Origin of the sequence: Ectothiorhodospira sp. BSL-9, from assembly GCF_001632845.1 — a bacterium.
In the GTDB taxonomy this organism is placed as follows: Bacteria; Pseudomonadota; Gammaproteobacteria; order Ectothiorhodospirales; family Ectothiorhodospiraceae; genus Ectothiorhodospira.
The window spans coordinates 777732-793682 of the sequence record NZ_CP011994.1 but is presented as its reverse complement, the minus strand read 5'-3'; the positions used below and the strand labels follow the sequence as shown (position 1 = coordinate 793682).

The 15951-nt window shown below is 63.0% G+C and carries 14 protein-coding genes and 1 riboswitch; of the genes, 7 read left to right on the top strand and 7 right to left on the bottom strand.

Annotated elements, in window-relative coordinates:
- Positions 1-181 precede the first annotated feature (181 nt).
- Positions 182-2374 (bottom strand): S8 family serine peptidase, encoded by a 2193-nt coding sequence (locus ECTOBSL9_RS03960; protein WP_063463973.1) that lies wholly within the window; start codon positions 2372-2374, stop codon positions 182-184.
- Between the two features lie 201 nt (positions 2375-2575).
- Here ECTOBSL9_RS03960 and ECTOBSL9_RS03955 point away from each other — a divergent pair, with 201 nt between their 5' ends.
- The 3 genes from ECTOBSL9_RS03955 (at position 2576) to ECTOBSL9_RS16850 (ending at position 4599) form a co-directional block, all read left to right on the top strand.
- Positions 2576-3319: an outer membrane protein assembly factor BamD gene (locus ECTOBSL9_RS03955; RefSeq protein ID WP_082829723.1), complete on the top strand. Its 744-nt coding sequence runs from the start codon at positions 2576-2578 to the stop codon at positions 3317-3319.
- 256 nt (positions 3320-3575) lie between these two features.
- Complete coding sequence (locus ECTOBSL9_RS03950) at positions 3576-3983, top strand: DUF4168 domain-containing protein (protein WP_063463971.1); 408 nt, start codon at positions 3576-3578, stop codon at positions 3981-3983.
- Between the two features lie 25 nt (positions 3984-4008).
- Positions 4009-4599 (top strand): hypothetical protein, encoded by a 591-nt coding sequence (locus tag ECTOBSL9_RS16850; RefSeq protein ID WP_156500031.1) that lies wholly within the window; start codon positions 4009-4011, stop codon positions 4597-4599.
- Between the two features lie 79 nt (positions 4600-4678).
- On the opposite strand, the gene speA is transcribed toward ECTOBSL9_RS16850, so the two are convergent.
- Entirely contained in the window at positions 4679-6559 is a 1881-nt protein-coding gene (gene speA, locus ECTOBSL9_RS03940; protein WP_063463969.1) for a biosynthetic arginine decarboxylase, read from the bottom strand.
- Positions 6560-6803: 244 nt separating this feature from the next.
- Between speA and ECTOBSL9_RS03935 the strand changes: the two genes are divergently transcribed.
- Complete coding sequence (locus ECTOBSL9_RS03935; protein WP_063463968.1) at positions 6804-7127, top strand: high-potential iron-sulfur protein; 324 nt, start codon at positions 6804-6806, stop codon at positions 7125-7127.
- A 73-nt stretch (positions 7128-7200) separates the two neighbouring features.
- Here the strand turns inward: ECTOBSL9_RS03935 and ECTOBSL9_RS03930 are convergent, their stop codons facing one another.
- Complete coding sequence (locus ECTOBSL9_RS03930) at positions 7201-7716, bottom strand: GspH/FimT family pseudopilin (protein ID WP_063463967.1); 516 nt, start codon at positions 7714-7716, stop codon at positions 7201-7203.
- A gap of 133 nt (positions 7717-7849) precedes the next feature.
- Here ECTOBSL9_RS03930 and ECTOBSL9_RS03925 point away from each other — a divergent pair, with 133 nt between their 5' ends.
- Both ECTOBSL9_RS03925 and ECTOBSL9_RS03920 read left to right on the top strand, forming a co-directional pair.
- Positions 7850-8617: a hypothetical protein gene (locus tag ECTOBSL9_RS03925; protein ID WP_063463966.1), complete on the top strand. Its 768-nt coding sequence runs from the start codon at positions 7850-7852 to the stop codon at positions 8615-8617.
- A 2-nt stretch (positions 8618-8619) separates the two neighbouring features.
- Positions 8620-8865 (top strand): YcgL domain-containing protein, encoded by a 246-nt coding sequence (locus ECTOBSL9_RS03920; RefSeq protein ID WP_063463965.1) that lies wholly within the window; start codon positions 8620-8622, stop codon positions 8863-8865.
- A gap of 5 nt (positions 8866-8870) precedes the next feature.
- Here the strand turns inward: ECTOBSL9_RS03920 and ECTOBSL9_RS03915 are convergent, their stop codons facing one another.
- The gene (locus tag ECTOBSL9_RS03915) at positions 8871-9230 is read right to left on the bottom strand and encodes a cupin domain-containing protein (RefSeq protein ID WP_063463964.1); all 360 of its coding nucleotides are present in this window, start codon (positions 9228-9230) and stop codon (positions 8871-8873) included.
- 128 nt (positions 9231-9358) lie between these two features.
- On the opposite strand from ECTOBSL9_RS03915, the gene typA reads away from it, so the two are divergent.
- Positions 9359-11176 carry a translational GTPase TypA gene (typA, locus tag ECTOBSL9_RS03910; RefSeq protein ID WP_063463963.1) on the top strand — a complete coding sequence of 606 codons (1818 nt, stop codon included), beginning with the start codon at positions 9359-9361 and terminating at the stop codon, positions 11174-11176.
- Positions 11177-11243: 67 nt separating this feature from the next.
- Here the strand turns inward: typA and metF are convergent, their stop codons facing one another.
- From metF to ECTOBSL9_RS03895, 3 genes are all read right to left on the bottom strand, one after another.
- Entirely contained in the window at positions 11244-12107 is an 864-nt protein-coding gene (gene metF / locus ECTOBSL9_RS03905) for a methylenetetrahydrofolate reductase [NAD(P)H] (RefSeq protein WP_063463962.1), read from the bottom strand.
- 362 nt (positions 12108-12469) lie between these two features.
- Positions 12470-13885 (bottom strand): adenosylhomocysteinase, encoded by a 1416-nt coding sequence (gene ahcY, locus ECTOBSL9_RS03900; protein ID WP_063463961.1) that lies wholly within the window; start codon positions 13883-13885, stop codon positions 12470-12472.
- An 81-nt stretch (positions 13886-13966) separates the two neighbouring features.
- Positions 13967-14040: riboswitch (S-adenosyl-L-homocysteine riboswitch) on the bottom strand.
- Positions 14041-14152: 112 nt separating this feature from the next.
- Complete coding sequence (locus ECTOBSL9_RS03895; RefSeq protein WP_063463960.1) at positions 14153-15571, bottom strand: dihydrolipoyl dehydrogenase; 1419 nt, start codon at positions 15569-15571, stop codon at positions 14153-14155.
- Positions 15572-15951 lie beyond the last annotated feature (380 nt).

Below are 15951 nucleotides of genomic sequence, written 5' to 3'. Positions count from 1 at the left end.
GAGTTCTCCAATAGGTGAATAAAGTCTGAAAAAATTGAGGTTGTATTTCCATGCGCTTCGTCAGGGAAATGGGCGCATTGATCGCAAGGCTTGTAGGGATATTCCTACAAGCCTTGGGTGTAGAGGTATGCCTCAGGATAAGTTTGGGAGGTTTCGGCACGATACTTCGCGAGCGACCAGCCTATTCGGCCACCCACTCCCAGGTTTTGAGAATCATCCCCAATACCACCTGCTCCCGCCTCTCCGACCCCTGCATCCACTCCACCAAAGTGGGGCTGGCGCGATAATAGGTGGCTACCAGCCACCGGCCAGGTGCATGGGGCGTGAGCCTCTCATCCCGCACCTCCCGCAGGGCGGTGAGCACGGTATCCCGTTCCTGGGCCGGTAGTCCGGCGGTGGCGGAGTTCACCAGGCAGGTGCTGCCGTTGGAGGAAACTCTCAGACGAAATTGCACTGCGGCCGTGGTGGCGTAGTCTGAACAACCGGTGATGCCATGGTCGGCGCATAGACGATATCGGTAGTCACCTTCCCGGGTGAGCGTGTCTTCATAGCGTTCGGCGTCTCGGGGGAGTTCGGCGATCTCTGAGAAATTATCTCCATCGCGCGACCGCTCCAGGCGGAGGCGCTCGGCCGTCTGGGAGCGGTTGGTCCAGGTGAGGCGAATGCCGTCACTGAAACGGGTGGCGTTGAGATCGGTAGGGGCCAGCGGGGGCGTGGAGATCTGTGCCATGTTGGACCAGGGGGATTCTCCCTGGTCGCTGGAGGCGCGGACCCGGTAGGTGTAGAGGGTCCCTTCCTGTCCCTGGGTGCCCATGTCCGTGAACTGGCTGGCCTGGGGGGGCGCAGGTCCCAAAGGCTGGAAGTCGCCCTCGGCGCATTGGCCCTGATTCAGTTCATGAGCTGCGCAACGCTCAAGGCTCTGGCCTGTGGCAATGGCGGAGTTGTTCAACCAGCTCAGTTCCATACCGCTATCACCCGAGCGGACTTCAAGATGCGTGGGCTGGAAAGGGGGCAGGGTGGCTGGGTCCGCATTCAGTAATCGGTCCAGATCCAGAATGCCGCCCGTCAGGGTGTGATGAGCGCCTCCCTCCGTGCGGGTGGTGGTGAGGATGCGCTCGCGTACGCGTCTCCACGTGGTGGGATCATCCATGTCCATCTGAGACCAGAGAAGGGCAGCGGCGCCGGTGACCATGGGAGCCGACATGGATGTGCCACTCACCAGGCAGTATGAGGCGTCGGTGTTGCCGGCACAGGAGATGCCCTTGGGCCATGTGCTCAGGATGCCTTCGCCCGGTGCCGCCAGGTGCAGGGTGTTCGGGCCGGTGTTGGAAGTGGAGGAAAGGGTGCCGTTGCGAGTGCTGGAGCCTACGGCGATCACATTCTCCAGCTGGTGGGCAGCCGGATAGATGGGGCGTTCATCCAGGTTGCGGCGATCGTTACCGCCGGCCGCCACGAAGAGCACACCTGCGTCCCGGGCATATTCAATGGCTTCACGCTCGGCGACGGACTCGCCTGGGGTGGAATAGCTGGCGTTGATCACATGGGCGCCGTTGTCCACAGCATAGTGAATGGCGTCGATGACATCCGAGATACGTCCGTTGCCGCGTTCATCCAGGAACTTGAGCGGCATGAGGCTCACTTCCCAGTTGATTCCCGCCACGCCGATGCCGTTGTTGCCCACGGCGCCCACGATGCCGGCCACGTGAGTGCCATGGCCGTGATCGTCCGTGGGGTCAGGCTTGTTGTCTATGAAGTTCCAGCCGTTTTGGTCACCCGGGTAGCAGGCCTGGCCCGAATCCGGCGTCGGACAGGTGTCGGGGGCTTGCGGCGTGGGGTTCACCCAGATGTTCGCGGCCAGATCCTCGTGTCCCAGATCGACACCGGAATCCAGCAGGGCCACGACGATCTCCCGACTCCCGGTGGTCCGTGCCCATGCAGGAGGCGCATTGATGTCACCAGAGGGCGTTGCGCGGTTTACGTTGGTACCCAGGGCCCATTGCTCGTAAAGCGCCGGGTCATCCGGGAGGACTGAAACGAGCTTGACCCGGTAATTGGGCTCCACATGAACCACGCCCACCTGTTGGCGCTGCCACTCAAGGGCCTCGTCCAGGTCCATGCCATCGGGGATCTTCACGCGTTGCCAGCCCTGGGATCGCAGGCCGGGGCCTGTGCGTGGCGCTGAAAGCGCCCGCGCTTGCCCCATGTGGGGTTGGGTGCGTACCAGCAGTTCGTCTGTGATCGCTTCCTGCGGCAGGCCTGTTGGGTCATCGGTCTGAGCGATGGTGGGCCCGCTGCTCAGGACAGCCGCCGGGAGTCCTGCAACCAGGAGTGCCCACAGGAGCGTGTGGGTGAGAGCTGGCCAGCGGATGCGCATGGGCAAGGCTCCGATGGTTGGTGCTGACAGCACCTGCCAGCCGTTGGTGTGCGGACGAGAATCCCAATATAGCAAGCAGTGACCGTGTCAGCCACGCAGGGGCATACAGTCCCCGCGCCGCCCGCATGCCCGATCCACTACTGTTCCTGTCATCGTGGCATGCTAAGGTGTCGCCGGCTTGGCTGACGCTCCCCCGATCCCATGAAATCATCACTCCCGAATCTCCCCCTTCCCTTGATCGCCCTGCTCATGATGAGCCTGGTACTGGCGGGTTGCGCCAGCGTGCCCCGGGACGAACCCGGCGAGGTGGATTACTCGCCTCTTGAGCGCGCCCTGAACGAGCAGGACTGCGAGGCTGCGACTCAGGCCATGGATGGGCTCACCCGTCAGCAGGGGACCCAGGCGGCGGTGATGGCCGATGCTCGACTGGAGGTGGCCTATCTGTGTCTTGCGGATGGCGCATTCGAGACCGCCTGGGAGCAGAGCACGGCCTTCCTGAGAGCATTCGGGGATCACCCTCATGCTGATTATGGCTATTACCTGGCGGGCCTGTCCCGGTTTGCCGCTTGGCAGGCCCTGCATGAGGGGGAACAGGTGCCGGATCCGGATCAGGATTCAGCCGCCGCCCGGGAGGCCTTCGCGTTGTTCCGTGATCTGGTGCGAGAGTTCCCGGAGTCCGAGTATCGTGATGAAGTGGCACCGCATCTGATGGAATTGCGTGAGGGCCTGGCTCAGGCGGAACTGCGGATCGCCCGTGCCCGTTTTGAGCAGGGGGACCACCAGCAGGCCATGGCCAGGGCAGAGTATGTGAACGAGCATTTTCGTGCTACCCGGGCACAGGGGCAGGCCCTTTTTCTGATGGCTGATGTGCTGGAGGCGCGCGGGGATGAGGCGGGGGCCGAGAGGCTCCGACGCCGGGCGCCGGATATCCCGCGAGGGGATTGACCATCGCTGTCTGCAAAGATAACCCGGAGGGCCTGCCCGGGCTGCGGCTCTGGCCTCTCATGCCAATGTGACACCGACGGCCTGGCCCATGTGTTTTTTTGATACATCTTCGCACTGGGGTGGGGGGATGGTCAGTCGAGCCGTGATTGTTTCTTAATGTCTTGTTCTGAAAGTTTTTTCCCGTCTTTGTCGGGTTATTGGCATAACCCGTGCAGCATGTCCTCCACATCCTGATCATTTCCCTCTGGAGGACCCTATGGAATTTCGCAAGACAGCACTCACCTTCGCCTTCGCCAGCCTGTTTGCCGTGTCCGGCGTCGCCTACGCTCAGGACTGGGGCGGCCAGGAAGGTGGCGCGCCGCCGCCGGAGCAGCAGGGTGCCATGCCTGGGGCGGATGTGGATCTGTCCGATGACACGATTGACGCTTTCGTGGATGCCTTCGTGGAAGTGCAGAAGGTGAACGATGATTTCGCCCAGCGCCTGGAGAACGCCGCGGATGCCGAAGAGGCCCAGGCCCTGCATCAGGAAGCCCAGGAGGAGATGGTGCAGGCCGTTGAAGGCACCGGCATGAACGTGGAGGAATACAACGAAGTGGCCATGGCGTTGCAGAACGACCCGGAACTGCTGGACCAGGTGGTCCAGATGGCCGAGGAACGTCAGTAATCACCACAACGTTGGGAGGTCAGTCATGAGACATTCAGCGAAAGGTCTGGCCCTGCTGGCGGTGGTGCCGTTTGCAGTGATGGCCGGGCAGGGCTTTGAGCCCGCCGACCGAGAGGCGATGGAACAGCAACCGCCAGGCGGCGGATTCGATACCCCAGGTGCCGATAGCGCGCCCCCGGCCGGTGGCACGGAGCCCCCCGGCGGCGCGGCGCCACCCCCCGGTGGTGGACAGCCCGCGCCCCCGCCGGGTGGAGGGGCCGCGCCACCTCCCGGAGATGGTGCCGCTCCACCCCCGGGTGGCACTGAGCCCCCACCCCCCGGTGGCGGGGCCGGTGCACCCCCCGGCGGTGCCGAGCCGCCACCGCCGGGTGGCGGAGCTGGGGCACCTCCGGATGGTGCCGCACCCCCGCCGGGCGGGCAGCCAGGCGGAGATATGGGGCAACCACCCGAGCCTCCGGCAGGTGGGGGGGCTGGCGCGCCGCCACCGCCGCCGGCACCAGGTGATCAACCCGGTGGTGCCATGGGCGAACCCCCCGAGCCCCCGGACGGCATGGGGGCGCCGTCGGATGACGACGAAGAGGGTGGGTTGCAGATGCCGCCCTCGGATCCGGAGTGATCTGACCGACAGTTGACGACCAGGCCACATCCCGCAGGGGCTGTTCATCAACGGCCCCTGCGGACTTATTGACACCGCCTCATTCTTCCAGGTAGGTATACCCCGACAACCCATGATCCAGCTCCGCCAGGATCTGCTCCTGACGCGCCTGGTTCAGCCCGGAATCCGCCACTTTCTGCCGGTAGGCCCCTGCCAGCAGTTCGGTGTCGTAGTGCACATAGCGAAGCAGTTCGGCCACCGTGTCACCCTGTTCCGGCTCCACCACCTCGTAGCCCCCATCCTCCTTGAGCACCACGTTGATGGCGTCGGTGTCCCCGAAGAGGTTGTGCAGATCCCCCAGGATCTCCTGATACGCCCCCACCATGAAGATGCCCAGCAGGTAATGCTCATGCTCGCGCAGCTCATGCAGCGGCAGGCTGGGGGCCGTGGTCTCGCCGTCCACGTAGCGATCCACATGTCCGTCTGAATCACAGGTGAGATCCTGCAGCACGGCCCGGCGCGTGGGGCGCTCATTCAATCGATGCAAGGGCATGATGGGGAAGATCTGGTCGATGGCCCAGGCATCGGGAATGGACTGGAACACAGAGAAGTTGCAGAAGTACTTGTCCGAGAGCTTCTCGTTGAGTTCATCACCGATGTCCCGGGGCAGGCGATCCGCCCGGGTAGACAGCAGCCGCCGGCATGTGGCGAAGTAGATCTGCTCGGCCAGGGCTCGGTGCTCCAGGTCCAGCAGGCCATGGGAGAACATGGAGCGCACCTCCCCCAGCCAGTCCAGCATGTTGTGGAAGACCTCGGTGGGAGCGTTGTCTTCGGTCTGCTCGAACAGGCGCCACATGTCCAGCAGCACGGCCGGAGCATCCTCATCCGGGGGCTGGATGTCGGCGGCCACCGGTGCCCGTTCGGTATCGATCACATCGGTGATGAGCACCGCATGGTGGGCGGTGGTGCCACGACCCGACTCGGTGAATACCTCCGGGTGAGGCAGGTCATATTCCCGGCAGGTGTTAGCCAGGATGCGCACCACGCTATTGGCATAGTCCTGCAGGCTGTAGTTCATGGAGCACAGGTTGCGCGAGCGGGTGCCCTCGTAGTCCACCGCCAGGCCGCCGCCCACGTCCACCACCTGGATGGGCGCACCCAGTCGGTGCAGTTCGGCAAAGAACCGGGAGGCCTCGAACATCCCCGCCTGTATGTCGCGGATGTTGGCGATCTGTGAGCCCATGTGGAAATGCAGCAGTTGCATGCAGTCCAGCATGTCGTGGGCGCGGAGTTGCTCCAGCAGTTGCAGGCACTGGGCGGAGGAGAGCCCGAACTTGGCCTTCTCGCCCCCGGTGTTCTGCCACTTGCCCTTGCCCACCGAGGCCAGGCGCACGCGCATCCCCAGGCAGGGTTTCACGCCCAGATCCCGGGCGGCGGCAATCACGCCCTTGAGCTCCGAGGGCTTCTCGATGACGATGTACACCCGATGCCCCAGCATCTGGCCGATCATGGCCAGGCGCAGGTATTCCCTGTCCTTGTAGCCATTGCACACGATCACCCCGCCCGGGCGCGACAGGGCCAGCACGGCCATGAGTTCCGGCTTGCTGCCTGCCTCCAGGCCCACCTTGTCCACCCCGTAGGTGAGGATGCGCTCCACCACGCTGCGCTGCTGATTCACCTTGATGGGATAAACGGCGGTGTAGCGCCCGGGATAGTCGGTCTCCTCGAAGGCCTGCCGGAAGGCCTGCGTGAGGCGTTCCACCCGGTCGGTGAGGATGTCGGGAAAGCGCACCAGCACCGGCACGTCGATATTCATGGGTTTCACCCGGGAGATCAGCTCATACAGGTCCACGCCGGGGTGTCCCGCATGGGCCGGCGGCCTGACGATCACTCGACCCTCATCATTGATATGGAAATAGCCACCATTCCAGTGATCAATGTTGTAGGTCTGGCGGGCGGATTCCGTGGTCCAATCTGTCATGGGGGATTCTTCAGGTCTTTATGCGGGGGCCATGATAACGCAGGTGAGGGGAGCGTTATTCACGTCGGGTGCGAGTTGCAGCGAAATACCCGTTTCGATAGGGTGTGAACCGAATGTCACGTCCAGCGACACACTGTGGTCGCGCAGGGAGATGCTACGCAGGATGATAGAGGAGTCACAGGCCACACGCCCGGGCGGGCATCGATTTTCAGCTTCAACTCAAGCACATTGCAGGAGGAGAGACATGAAAGATCGTGACCATAACGCCAGCCGCCGCGGTTTTCTGAAGTTGGGCGCCTATGGCCTGCTGGCCGTGCCGGTGGCCGGCCTGGGCTGGAGCACCCAAGCCAAGGCCATGGAGCGTCTGGAGGAGGACTCCGCCGAGGCTCAGGCACTGGACTATGTGCATGACGCCGCCGACGCCGACCACCCCTCCTACGAGGAAGGCCAGATCTGCAGCAATTGCGATCTCTGGACGGATCCCAGCGCCGAGGACTGGGGCCCCTGCGCCGTATTCCCCGGCAAGCTGGTCGCCGAAGGCGGCTGGTGCAGCGCCTGGGTAGGCTGATCCACAGGCAACAGGGCCGCCTCCCCGACTCCGGACCCCAGGAGAACCCCGTGGGAGCGGCCCATTGCCCCCCTCAGCATTCCACTTCCTCCACCCGAGCCCGCCCGGTGCGGCTGATGATGATCCGCCGCCCCTTGTCTCCATGACATAAAGACACCGTGCCCATCTGCAGGCCACCGTTGATCTGCCGGGTTTGCCCGTCCGGCCGATAGGCAATGTACTGGCTCATGGTGCCGTTCGCCTCGATGCTCACGGCAGCCGGTGGACCACCGTGCACCCGTAACACCTCGCCCGGCTCGGAGATGTCCGCCGGGTACTCAGGCGCCACGCGCACGATCCAACCCACGGTGTACCCATCTTCCTGGCAGTGGCTGCCATCCGCCGAGGGGCAGATCAGCACACCTTCGCCCCGCTGCACGGCTTCGGACCGGGCCAGACGAAGGCTTGCCATGAAATCGTTGGTGGTGGTGACCAGTCGCTGCTCCTGTAGCAGGCCGGCAAAGCCGGGCAGCGCGACCGTGGCCAGAACGATGGCCACCGCGAGTGTGACCAGTAGTTCCACCAGTGTGATGCCATGATCCCTGGGCATGGGCCTCTCTCCTTGAGGTTGCAATGAACATTCCCTTTGGTCCCCGAGGTTAACCCCGGCGTGAGCGGACCGCAACGCAGTCGCGCTATACTCTGGGCCTGTTCGATTCCCCGACCATGATGAGGGTAGGTACATGACAGTGGAGGACGGCGCCCTGCTGTTGGGTGCAGCGCTCACGCTTCTGGGCTACGCCCTCGTGGTGGTGGCCGGGTTTCGCCGGGAATTCCTCTGGGGGGTGATCAATCTGGTGCCTGGCGTCTCGCTGGCCTTTTTGCTGTTGCACTGGCGGCGGGCCCGGCTGGGTTTTATCGTCAGCCTGATGGGGCTGGTGGTGGTGGCCGCCGCCCTGTATGGCGGTGCAGACCGCACCGTCGAGGAAAAACTGGCCCGGCATGACATCGGCGTGGATATTCAGATGCCGGTGACGCGTCCCTGGGACGAGGAACTGCCCAATCAGGCCCTGGTGCGGCAGATCGAGGCAGAGACCGGCGAGCCCCTGGAGATCGTTGAGTTCGACCCCTTCGGCCCCACCACGGCCCGACCGCTGCCGCCGGCGGAGAGTTTCCGGCTGGCGCCGGATGGCCAGCGTGCGCAGCGGGCCTACCGGGAGGCCATCGCTGTCGAATGGGGTGAACTGGAGGGTGAGCGTGTGCGCCTGACCCTGGCTGGAGGCGCGGTGCGTGAGGGCAATCTCATTGCCGTGACCGGCCGTTCTCTATTTGTCCAGCAGGTGGTGCAGGGCGGTCATGTGGCCTTTGAATACCGTCGTGACGATGTGCGGCGCATGGAGGTCTGGGACGTGGAGGGCGCTTCGCCACGGGTGCAGCCCCGTCCCGATCCCGTGGAAGCGCTGCCGGAACCTGAAGTGATCTTTGAAGAATTGCAATCCACCGAGGACTGATGATGCAGTGCTACGTTTATCGCAGCCCCCGACGGCAGGACACCTACGTCTATCTGCCCGCCAAGGATGATTTCTCCAACATCCCTCAAGCGTTGCTGAATGTATTTGGCAAGCCGGAGTTCGCCCTGGAGTTGGTGCTCAGCCCGGATCGCCGGCTGGCCCGAGAAGATCCCATGCAGGTGCTCGCCAATCTCAAGAATCAGGGCTTTCATCTACAGATGCCGCCAGAGAACGATCGGCCGGCGTAGCGGTTCTACTCCAGGAGTTCCGTGTCTTCGTGGCTATAGGGCGGCGTGCAGGCGCACAGGATGCGCATGGGAATGTTGCCGGTATTGCGCACCCGATGTGCCGTGCCTGGCGGGATACGCACGGTATCTCCAGTAGTGACCGGGAATTCCTCCGAGTCCATTTGCATCATGCCCCCGCCCTGAGTGAAGTGATAGATCTCCTCCGTGATGGGGTGACGATGCAGGGCAGTGCAAGCGCCCGCGTGCACCAACGCCTCCGCCAGGCTCTGTGCCCCGTCGCCATGCAGCCGGGGGTGCATGAGTTCACGGATCTCCGAGCCATCCTTGGTCTCGTAGGCGGCAATGTCCTGATATCGGGTTTTCATGTCATTTCTCCTATCCGGCGCGCGGACGGTGATGTCTATCATGCCATGACGCGCATATCCCCGCCCGGCAATGGGGAGTATAATCTCTCACCCTGCAATGACCGCACCCCCGGAAGGCCGAACGTTTCATGACCGACAAGCTTCGCAATATCGCCATCATCGCCCACGTGGACCACGGCAAGACCACCCTCGTGGACAAATTGCTGCAGCAGTCGGGTACCCTCGATGCTCGGGCCCAGGTGGTGGAACGCATGATGGACTCCAACGCCCTGGAAAAGGAGCGTGGGATCACCATCCTCGCCAAGAACACCGCTCTGGACTGGCAGGGCTACCGCATCAACGTGGTGGACACCCCCGGACACGCCGACTTCGGTGGCGAGGTGGAGCGTGTGCTCTCCATGGTGGATTCGGTGCTGCTGCTGGTGGACGCCGTGGACGGCCCCATGCCTCAGACCCGCTTCGTGACGGCCAAGGCCTTCGCCATGGGCTTCAAGCCCATCGTGGTGATCAACAAGGTGGATCGCCCCGGCGCCCGGCCCCATTGGGTGGTGGATCAGATCTTCGACCTGTTCGATCGCCTGGGTGCCGATGAGGAACAGCTGGACTTCCCGGTGGTGTACTGCTCGGCCCTGAAGGGCTTCGCCGGCCTGGAGCATGATGTCACCGAAGGCGACATGACACCCTTGTTCCAGACCATCGTCGACAAGGTGCCGCCGCCCTCCGTGGACCCGGATGGTCCGTTCCAGTTGCAGGTGTCGTCCCTGGACTACAACTCCTACCAGGGTCTGATTGGCATCGGCCGCATCAAGCGGGGGCGCATCAAGACCAATACTCCTGTGAAGGTGATGGACCGGGAAAGCAACGTCCGTAATGGGCGCGTGCTGCAGATCCTGGGTTTCAAGGGGCTGGAGCGCGTGGAAGTGCCCGAGGCCAGCGCCGGTGACATCATCTCCTTCACCGGCATGGACGAGCTCTATATCTCCGACACCCTGTGCGACCCCTCCGCCATCGAGCCCCTCAAGGCGCTCATCGTGGATGAACCCACGGTGAACATGACCTTCCAGGTGAACACCTCCCCCTTTGCCGGCCGTGATGGCAAGTACGTCACCTCCCGCAACATCCGTGACCGGCTTCAGGAAGAGCTGAAGCACAATGTGGCCCTGCGGGTGGAGGAAACGGAAGACCCGGACAAATTCCGCGTCTCCGGGCGGGGCGAGCTGCACCTGTCCATCCTCATCGAGAACATGCGTCGCGAGGGCTATGAGCTGGGCGTGTCGCGCCCTGAGGTCATCGTGCGCGAGAAGGATGGGGAGAAGGAAGAGCCTTACGAGATGGTCACCGTGGATGTGGAGGAGCAGCACCAGGGCGCCATCATGGAGAAGCTGGGCAGCCGCCGCGGCGAGTTGCTGGACATGATCCCGGATGGCAAGGGCCGGGTACGTCTGGACTACCGGGTGCCCTCTCGTGGCCTGATCGGTTTTCAGACGGAGTTTCTCACCGCCACCTCGGGCACCGGTATCCTGCATCACGTGTTCGACAGCTACGGCCCCTACCGCCCCGGCGCGGTGGCACCACGTAACAATGGCGTGCTGATCGCCAACGGTGCCGGCAAGGCTCTGGGCTTTGCCCTGTTCAACCTTCAGGATCGGGGCCGCATGTTCATCGGCCCCGGTGAGGAGGTGTACGAGGGCATGGTCATCGGTATCCACAGTCGGGATAACGATCTGGTGGTGAACCCCCTCAAGGCCAAGCAGCTCACCAACATCCGCGCGGCCGGCTCCGATGAGAACATCATCCTCACCCCGCCCCTGCGCCTGTCACTGGAGCAGGCCCTGGAGTTCATCGAGGACGATGAATTGGTGGAGGTGACCCCCACCTCCATCCGCCTGCGCAAGAAGCTGCTGCTGGAGCACGAGCGCAAACGCGCCGCGCGTTCGGCAGGCTGATACAAGCAAAAACGCCTCTCCCGCTTGCGGGAGAGGCGTTGGGGTGAGGGCTGCGGGCCTTCGGACCTTACTTCGGTTCCGGCTTCAGCCCCAGGTTCTTCCAGATGGCCTGGATGGGGCCGGCCTGGTTCATGGTGTAGAAGTGCAGGCCCGGTGCGCCAGCCTTCAGCAGCTGGGCACACATGTCGGTGACCACCTCTTCCCCGAAGGCCTTGATGGACGCCGTATCCTCGCCATAGGCTTCCAGGCGCTTGCGGATCCAGCGAGGAATCTCGGCGCCGCAGGCATCCGAGAAACGGGCCAGCTGCTTGTAGTTGGTGATGGGCATGATGCCCGGCACGATGGGGATGTTGATGTCCAGCTTCTCGCAGTCTTCCACGAAACGGAAATACGCCTCAGCCGTGTAGAAATACTGGGTGATGGCCGAGTCTGCGCCGGCATCCACCTTGCGCTTGAAGTTCTGCAGGTCCTTCAGGGCATTGGGTGCCTGGGGATGGAACTCCGGATAAGCCGCCACTTCCAGGGTGAAGTGATCGCCTGTCTCCTTGCGAATGAATTCCACCAGCTCATTGGCGTAGCGGAACTCGCCCGGGTCGCGCATGCCCGAGGGCAGGTCGCCGCGCAGGGCCACGATGTGGCGCAGGCCGTTGTCCTTGTAGAGTTGCAGGATGCCGCGCATCTGCTCGGCAGTGGAGTCGATGCAGGACAGATGAGGCGCGGCATCGACGCCGGAGTTCTTGTGGATATCCAGCACCGTTTCCAGGGTGCGGGCCTGGGTGGAGCCGCCGGCGCCATAGGTCACCGAGAAGAATCGGGGTTCCAGCTTGGCCAGTTCGGTCCAGGTGTCCTTTAGTTTCTTCGCGCCCTCGTCGTTCTTGGGCGGGAAGAATTCGAAACTGAACGTGCGTTCGTGCTGTTTCTGGGTCTTCATGTCAGGTCCTCGCATGTGGTGCGGGAAGGCATTCGATCGTTGGCAGACGGGTGACGTGGGTATGGATGGGCAGGATTCCTCGTGGCCTGATGGGCTGGGGCCTTTTCAGGAGGTTTTATCGACCTGTTCGGGTTCTCGCCATCCAGTGCCGGCGTCGATGCTTGAGTCTTGCCGGATGAATACGATCAAGGGAAGGAAATTCAAAAGGGCGGGGCAGGGCTGCGCGAACACGCTATGGAAGCCGCTGACACGGGAAGGCCCCGGAGTCCGGGGCCACCCAGTGGCAGCGCCCCGGAGGGCGCTGCCTGGCTCGCGTGCCGTGCCAGGGGGCACGAAGGCACCCCAAGCCCACGGCGCCGCAATCAGTACCGGTAGTGTTCCGGCTTGTACGGGCCTTCGATCGGCAGACCCAGGTACTGAGCCTGGTCGTCCGTCAGCTTGGTCAGCTTGGCGCCGATCTTGCCCAGGTGCAGGGAAGCCACCTTCTCGTCCAGGTGCTTGGGCAGGACGTACACGTCGTTCTTGTACTTGTCGCCATGCACCCACAGCTCGATCTGGGCCAGGGTCTGGTTGGTGAAGGAGTTGGACATCACGAAGCTCGGGTGGCCCGTGCCGCAACCCAGGTTCACCAGGCGGCCTTCAGCCAGCAGGATGATGCGGTTGCCCTTCGGGAAGATGATGTGGTCCACCTGGGGCTTGATGTTGTCCCACTCGTACTTGCGCAGGCCAGCCACGTCGATCTCGGAGTCGAAGTGACCGATGTTGCAGACGATGGCCTGGTCTCTCATGCGGGACATGTGATCGGCGGTGATCACGTCCTTGTTGCCGGTGGCGGTCACGAAGATGTCGGCCTTGTCACAGGCGTCATCCATGGTGACCACGCGGTAACCTTCCATCGCTGCCTGCAGGGCGCAGATCGGGTCGATTTCGGTGATCCACACTTCGGCGGACAGCGCACGCAGGGACTGGGCAGCGCCCTTGCCCACGTCACCATAACCGCAGACCACGGCGGTCTTGCCGGCGATCATCACGTCGGTGGCGCGCTTGATGGCGTCCACGGTGGACTCACGGCAGCCATACAGGTTGTCGAACTTGGACTTGGTCACCGAGTCGTTCACGTTGATGGCCGGGAACGGCAGGGAGCCTTCCTTCGCCATCTGGTACAGGCGATGCACGCCCGTGGTGGTTTCTTCGGTCACGCCCTGGATGTTCTTCAGGACCTTGGAGTACCAGCCCGGCTGGCTCTTGACGCGTTCCTTGATCTGGGCGAACAGCACGCGCTCTTCGTCGTTGGTGGGGTTGTCCACCAGGGACAGATCCTTCTCGGCGCGGGCGCCCAGGTGGATCAGCAGGGTGGCGTCACCGCCATCGTCCAGGATCATGTTGGGGGTGCCGCCGTCGGACCATTCGAAGATCTTGTGGCAGTAGTCCCAGTACTCTTCCAGGGTTTCGCCCTTGTAGGCGAACACGGGGGTGCCGCCGGCAGCGATGGCCGCAGCAGCGTGGTCCTGGGTGGAGAAGATGTTGCAGGAAGCCCAGCGCACGTCTGCGCCGAGGGCCTTCAGGGTTTCGATCAGCACGGCCGTCTGAATGGTCATGTGCAGGCTGCCGGCGATGCGGGCGCCCTTCAGCGGCTGGGACTTGGCGTATTCTTCGCGGGTGGCCATCAGACCGGGCATTTCGGTCTCGGCGATGGCGATTTCCTTACGGCCGAAATCGGCCTGGTTGATATCGGCTACGGCGTAATCGTGGTTCTGGCTATCAACGACTGCGTTCATGAACACACTCCTTAAATCTTTGGGCGAGTGCGAAGCGGTCGGAAGGGAGCAAAACTTTTAGCTCGCCGACCACTTTCGCGGGTACAGCGAGCGCCGTTTTAGGAGGTGTCTGAGCCTGGCGGATTCGATGATCCGTTGCAGCGCTCCTCAGACAGAGCAGCAAAGTATAGCGCATTCACTGGAAAAATCACACCCGGGGGTTTTCACGCCCGATCACAATACGGTCATCGGGCAGGAAAGACCCCGTCAAATCAGTGAAAACGTTGTTCATTCCTCGCGGCGAAATCCTTTGGGCAGGTCATGTGTTTCCGGGAGCCTGGAGACGATTTCCTGCAGTGCATCGGGGAGTATTTCTTCCACCACAGGATGATAAAAGGGCATCGCGAGAAGGCCCTGCGCCGTTTCTCCACGCTGGATGGCCCAGGCCAGTAAATGAGCCAGGTGTTCGCCGTGTGTGGCCATCAGCGATGCGCCTCGCAAGCGACCGGTCTTTGCATCGGCATGAAGACGAATCAGATTGCTCTGCGCGCCCAGGATGACGGAGCGGCCATTGCCGCTGCCATCGGCTGAACCGGTAATGATCTCGTTGGGGTCCATGTCCTCCTGGCGCTCACCGATCACGGCGATGTCCGGATGAGTGAAGGCAATGCTCAGGGGTGTACGGCGGCGAAAGCGGGTGATGCCCCGGGCTGCGTTGAAGCCGGCGATGGTGCCTTCGTCTCCCGCTTCATGCTGCAGGGGGCGGTGGCCGTTCACGTCGCCTGCCACAAATACGGGAAAATCCTGAACCTGCTGGGTGGCCGGATCGAAGCGCAGTTGACCCTTGTCGTCCAGTTCGAAGCCTGCTTCGGCCAGGTTGAGGGTGTCGGTGTTGGGGCGGCGCCCCAGGGAGGCCAGGATCATGTCCACCTTTTCCTGTCCCTGGGATGTCTTCATCAGGATCCCGTCCGCTTCCTTGCTCAATTCGGCGCTCTCGCCCAGCCACAGGGGGAACTCCGCACTGAATTGCTCGATCACGCGCTGCCCCAGTTCCGGGTCGCTGATGCCTGCGGGCAGCCTGGCAATGTCGGCGCCCACGACGCGCACCCCAAGGCGTGACAGGGCCAGGCCCATTTCCAGGCCGATGGCACCGAGGCCCAGTACGCCCACCGAGTCGGGGATGTGTTTGACATCGAACAGGGTGTCGGTGGTCACTACCCGGTCACCCAAGGGTTCGAGCCACTCGGGCACCACCGGGCGGGAGCCATTGGCAATGACCACGGCCTGGGCGCGCACCACCTGGCGATCGCCGCCCGGGAGTTCCACCTCAAGCACGGTGGGTTCCACGAAGCGGGCCGGTCCCTCCAGCAGGTTTTCGCCCATGGCCTTGCGAGCGTTCTCCTCTGTCTTCGCGGCGAATCGGTCGCGCATGGCGCTGACCCGGGCCCAGGCCGCGTCCCGGTCCAGCGATAGTTGCTCAATGCCCTGGGCGCCATACTCGGCCATCTCCTGCCGCTGATGCCATAGGTGGGCGGCGTGCAGGGCAACCTTCGAGGGCATGCAGCCAACCCGGGCGCAGGTGGTGCCCAGTGGGCCCGGGTCTATCACCGTCACCGACTTGCCGGCCATGCGAACCTGCTTCATGGCGAACAGGCCGGCGGTGCCTGCGCCGATGATGGCGACGTCGGTTTGAATATCCTGGGGCATGGATGCCTCCTTGGTATCTTGTGTCTGCCTTTCAAAATAAGCGTTTGCTGATATTCATGCAACACGCCGCCCGCTGATGTGGGGCGCCTTTGCGGAAGCAAATATCAAATCCGGGCATGGTGGCGATCAGTGCATGCATGTGTAAACGCCATTGAGCAACGTTAGAAAGTTGCACTCGAAAGACTCGAGAGCCTTGCAATTCGGGGATGATAAAAATATGAAAGTGTTTTCACTCTATGCCATAATCCGCCCGGCACACGGGATCGTGTCTGGAGTGATCAAGGCGCCAGGCATGGATGACCGAGGATAAGAAAAGGCGCCCGGGCCCGATGGTCCGGGCGCTTGCGTTGAACATGTATTCAATAAGATTCTGGAGAGAA